The following is a 5,236-nucleotide window of genomic DNA, read 5'->3' on the forward strand; positions in this document are numbered from 1 at the left end:
GTCCACTAAGTGTGCCGCAATTAGTATTGGGGATTGCACTTTTAATGTACTTTACACCAATGATGCTTGCCGGTACGTCTACAGGATTTTTAATTGCCCATATCGTCATTTGCATACCCTATGTTATGCGGCTCGTATTAACCGGTTTAAGTGGATTTGATTATAATCTCGAAAGGGCCGCGGCCATACTTGGAGCGAATCCACTAACAGTATTCATGAAAGTGACACTGCCGCTAATTGGATCCGCGGCCATCTCAGGCGGATTATTCGCATTTTTGACATCTTTTGATAATGTAACGGTCTCTCTCTTTATGGTATCACCGGAAATGAGAACGCTGCCGATCGAAATATTCTCGCAAATGCAGGATGCCTACAATCCAATTGTTGCATCCGTATCAAGCGTGGTTATTTTCATATCAGTCCTTCTGATCGTCATACTTGAAAAAATTCAAGGTGTCGGGAAAGTTTTTGGTGGTTCCCATCATACTAACGGGTAAAAACGAGATGAATGATATGACAACCGATCATGGTGGCTAAGTTCTGATTTTACGAAGAAAACTCATCCAAACGTTCCATTCAAATGAGCCAAACACCTTTTGGCGGCTAATAGTGGAGCCGTTAGGACAGGGACAGAGGGATTAACCTGCTTTGCGATATGTTCCATACTATATTGTGAAAGCAAAATCACTTCTGTCTTTCCGTCCAATTGCTCCACCATCTTTTTAACCCGATCGTCATGTTCCTTTCTTTTTCCTTGTGATAATAAATGGATGATCCCGGGATCCACCAATGATTCGATCATACAGTCAGGATTCTTATTTAATAAGTAATTTTGAAGGGCGATCGGCGTTTCTTTTACGGTTGAAACCAGGCCGATGCTAGCATAGCGAAGTGCTTCATCAAGCATGGCCTCATCTGAACGAAATAACTTAACAGGGTATAGAGGTTGCAAGATTGAAGTGATGTCATTAAAAGCAGAGCAAGTAAGTTGGATGCATGAAACATCAGAATCATGGGCTATATTCACTAATGCAGAAAAGCGGCGGATGATTTCCGGAGTCAACTTGCCGCTCTTTTCCATCAAGGCGAGAAGACCTGTGTCCATGAAATGAAGGAGTTCAATGTTTGGAGCAACAGTCTGAAAGGCCACTTCAATTGGTTGTAGTGCAGTTGTGGTTGCGTGAATCAGTGCGATTTTCACAAAAAAACCTCCTTTTTCTTTCATCATTATATCTAGCAGAATCATAAAATTCCATTATATAACATGCAGATGGTTCTTTTCCAATTTACTATTATGAAAGGAAGTGAGAAGCATGGAGAAAGAGGCCCTGGACGACCTTAGGCAGGTAATTCCAAATGACAGAATGTTCCTTGATTTGGCAGAAAGGTATTGTTATAGCTATGACGCTTCTTTCGGGGAATATTTACCTGAAATCGTTATACAGCCAAAAAATGCGGAGGAAATCAGTGAAGTGATTAAATTGGCCAATACTCACAGAATACCTGTTTACCCAAGGGGATCTGGAACTTCGTTAAGTGGAGGCCCATTACCTGTTAAAGGAGGAATGGTTCTTGATATGACCCTTTTACGGGATAAATTGATCATTGATCGGGAAAATATGCTTGCCATTGTTTCTCCAGGTGTGATTACGGCAAATATCCATAAAAAGGCTGAAGAAGCCGGCTTGTTCTATCCCCCAGATCCAAGCAGTTCCAACGTTGCCACTATAGGCGGGAATCTATTAGAAAATTCCAGTGGCCCAAAGGGATTGAAATACGGAACGACAAAAGAATATGTGATAGGCCTGGAGGTGGTCACCCCTACGGGAGAGATCATTCGTACGGGCGGAAAGACCGTAAAAAATGTAACAGGGTATGATTTGACCCGATTGATCGTAGGATCGGAAGGTACCCTTGGCATCGTTACTGAGGCAACCATCCGCTTAATACCAAAACCTCAATCTAAACAAACATTTGTCGCCCACTTCAATCATTTGATAGACTCTGGCCATGCCATTACCAGCATTTTATCGTCAGGGATTCTACCATCTGCCCTGGAACTGATGGATAACGCGTGTATCCGTGCTGTCGAAAGCTATCGGCCTTCAGGATTGCCTCTACAGGCAGAAGCCATTCTGATCATCGAAATAGATGGTCACCCATTGGCGATCGAGGAAGAAATCAATAAATGCGCCGATATTTGCAAGGCGGAGGGTGCTTCCTACGTCAAGATAGCGGAGACAGAGGAAGAACGCCAAACTATTTGGAGTGCGCGTAAATCTGTTTCCCCGGCCATTACACAAATGGGTCCTACAAAAATTTCTGAAGACGCGACCGTTCCACGCAGTCAAATACCCGCGATGATGGAGAGATTAAACAATATCCGGGAGAAATACGGGTTGAACTTGGTTGTATTCGGCCATGCAGGGGATGGCAATTTACATCCGAACATCATTACCGATAAACGAAATATTACGGAAATGAAAAAAGTGGAACTTGCAGTCAGTGAAATTTTTGAAGCCGCAATCGAACTAGGTGGGACACTTTCCGGGGAACATGGTATCGGTACTTTAAAGTCACCTTATATGGAAATGGAATTAGGAATAACAGGGGTGAATATGATGAAAAAAATTAAAGAAGCATGGGATCCCAATAATATCCTGAATCCAGGAAAGATTTTTCCTGATAAAGGCCAGACGAGGGTCGTGTTGGTTACATGAGTCCTTCCGTCAAACCGAACGAGACAAATGCAGTAGCCCATAATTTATATTCAGATGCCTATGATTGGACAAACCAATGCGTAAAATGCGGTTACTGTTTACCAGCTTGTCCTACATATGAATCAATGGGAGTGGAATCCGCCTCTCCACGCGGTCGAATCAATCTAGTGAAAATGGCAGCCGAAGGGAAAATAGATTTCCAAAAAGATTTAGCTGAACCGATTGATCTATGTTTAGGCTGCCGTGCTTGTGAAACGGCATGTCCTGTCGGTGTGCCATACGGACATATACTGGAAGCGGCAAAAGAAGCCATTGAAAACTCCCCGTCAGCCAACAAAAAAATCAAAATGAACAAGATCAAAAAACTTGCTTTGGTTCATCTTTTTCCATTTCCAAATCGGATGAACAGGATTGGCAGTGCAGTAAAGTTCTATCAAAAAACAGGGTTATCCAAGCTTATCCGTTCATCGAATGTACTGCAAAAGGTTTCCCCAGCCCTTGCACAATTAGAACAAGCACTTCCAGCCATCGAGTCGTCCTCCAAACGAATTCGGACAGGTACGATAATGCCGGCAAAAGGGGAAACGAAATTAAAAGTGGCATTTTTTGCTGGGTGTATCATGGATTCTATGATGTCACGAATAAATCGTCTCACCATTGAGCTGCTCACCTTAGCAGGTTGTGAGGTCATTCTCCCTGAAAATCAGAATTGCTGCGGGGCACTTCATTCCCATCAAGGTCAAACAAACCAAGCGAAAGCATTGGCAAAGAGGAATATCCAAGCTTTCATGCAATCAGATGCTGATGTAATTGTAAATAACGCAGGAGGCTGCGGCGCTTCGCTTCTTGAATATGGACATTTATTGGCAGATGATCACGAATGGGCTGGGGCGGCAAGGGCTTTCTCGGAAAAATCAAAAGACATCAGTCAAATTCTTTATCAATTGGGGCCACTCCCCTTTACTGAAGAATGGCAAGGCATCGTTTCCTATCAAGATTCATGTCATTTACGCAATGTTCAAAAGGTCCAAAAGGAACCTCGTTTACTATTGCAATCCATACCTGGAGTTTCCTATGTGGAAATGGAAGGGTTTGACCGTTGCTGTGCATCTGGAGGCATTTACAATCTTCTTCACTTCGATGAATCAATGAAAATTCTTGATGATAAAATGAAGAACCTAAAAGATACAAAAGCCACTACAGTAGTGACCGTTAACCCTGGCTGCCAAATGCAAATGAGCATTGGCATTCAAAGGGAGGGGGCAGCAAACCAAATCAAAAGTATGCACCTTGTTGAAATACTTGCCAAGGCCTGCGGCTTGGATTGATAAAGAGGATATTAAAACTTCATAAGACAATACTCGTCAGCATTTTCGCACTTATGGGAAAATGCTGGCGTTTTTATTTTTCAATTAATTAATTAATGACCATATTAGGGAACATAATGATTACGGAATAAATCCTTGTAGATTTATAATGCAGTGCCATATATATATGGGTGAAAGATTGATTATGTTAGTACACACTATGTTAATTGCATGTCATGTAAATACATATGAAAAAACCCGTTCAATTTTCTGAACGGATCATCAAATTAGATGTGTTAGTAAATGAACTTAAATTCCTGTTTTTATGCCAAAACCAATTAAAATTAAGCCAGTTGATTTTTGGAATGCTTTCTGGAATTTAGAGTTGTTCATCCATTTTTTTGCGTAATCAATTAGAAAAACAAGAAAAAGAAACCATAATACAGCAAGAAAGGTTAAGATGAACGCTAATATAATCAATTGCTGGTTTACATCTCCGTTCAAATTGATAAATTGAGGCATGATTGTTATATAAACTAAAACGGTCTTTGGATTAAGAATATTATTAAGTAATGCTTGCATAAAGGAATCTTTATTATGCCGGCTTGAATACTTCGGAGGTGTATTTGCTTGTGCCTGAATTTCTTTTAATGAAAAAGCGCTTTTAGCAAAGAAACTTTTTATCCCTAAATAAATTAAGTAGGCGGCTCCCAAATATTTGATTGTACTGAACAGAATCACGGACTTTGCAATGACAACAGATAGTCCAAGAATAGCAATAAGCGTCCAAAATGAAAGTCCCGTTGCCATTCCGAGAACGGTATAACGTCCGGCTTTTGGACCATAGCTAAGCGTGTTTTTCACTAAGAGCATTGTATCTGCTCCAGGAATAATAACCATCATTGCAACTATTGATATGTATGTAAGTAAGCTATCCATACTATTTCTCCCTTCCCTTCAATAGGGGTTACTAAAGTAACTACTTATGTAAGTATATTAGATGAAAATGGAAATCGTCAACAGATTTTGCTAAAATATTAGTTACAAAGGTAGCAACTACGGTTGCATGGAGGGTTTATGAAAGAAAACATTTTAGACACATTAAAAAATCTGAATTTTACCGAATATGAAGCGAAAGCATATCTTGCCTTATTGGAAGAATCGCCATTAACAGGCTATGCAGTTGCAAAAAACTCCGGTGTACCACGT

6 protein-coding genes are annotated in these 5,236 nt (G+C 40.7%); 4 read left to right on the forward strand and 2 right to left on the reverse strand.

Annotated elements, in window-relative coordinates; genetic code table 11:
• On the forward strand, positions 1-497 hold a 497-nt coding region (locus ACFVSH_RS22475; protein ID WP_387707908.1), incomplete at its 5' end, for an ABC transporter permease.
• 62 nt (positions 498-559) lie between these two features.
• Here the strand turns inward: ACFVSH_RS22475 and ACFVSH_RS22480 are convergent.
• Entirely contained in the window at positions 560-1,201 is a 642-nt protein-coding gene (locus ACFVSH_RS22480) for a hypothetical protein (RefSeq protein ID WP_192204832.1), read from the reverse strand.
• 112 nt (positions 1,202-1,313) lie between these two features.
• Between ACFVSH_RS22480 and ACFVSH_RS22485 the strand changes: the two genes are divergently transcribed.
• The gene (locus ACFVSH_RS22485) at positions 1,314-2,720 is read left to right on the forward strand and encodes an FAD-binding oxidoreductase (protein WP_387707910.1); all 1,407 of its coding nucleotides are present in this window, start codon (positions 1,314-1,316) and stop codon (positions 2,718-2,720) included.
• Positions 2,717-4,048 carry a (Fe-S)-binding protein gene (locus tag ACFVSH_RS22490; RefSeq protein WP_387598625.1) on the forward strand — a complete coding sequence of 444 codons (1,332 nt, stop codon included), beginning with the start codon at positions 2,717-2,719 and terminating at the stop codon, positions 4,046-4,048. The genes ACFVSH_RS22485 and ACFVSH_RS22490 overlap by 4 nt, the downstream gene beginning before the upstream one ends.
• 288 nt (positions 4,049-4,336) lie before the next feature.
• On the opposite strand, the gene ACFVSH_RS22495 is transcribed toward ACFVSH_RS22490, so the two are convergent.
• On the reverse strand, positions 4,337-4,966 hold the full coding sequence (locus tag ACFVSH_RS22495) for a homoserine/threonine efflux transporter (protein ID WP_387707912.1): 630 nt from the start codon (positions 4,964-4,966) through the stop codon (positions 4,337-4,339).
• A 138-nt stretch (positions 4,967-5,104) separates the two neighbouring features.
• Here ACFVSH_RS22495 and ACFVSH_RS22500 point away from each other — a divergent pair.
• On the forward strand, positions 5,105-5,236 hold a 132-nt coding region (locus ACFVSH_RS22500; protein WP_387707914.1), incomplete at its 3' end, for a helix-turn-helix domain-containing protein.

The sequence above is a fragment of the Peribacillus sp. NPDC058002 genome (assembly GCF_042886655.1).
GTDB lineage: Bacteria > Bacillota > Bacilli > Bacillales > DSM-1321 > Peribacillus > Peribacillus aracenensis.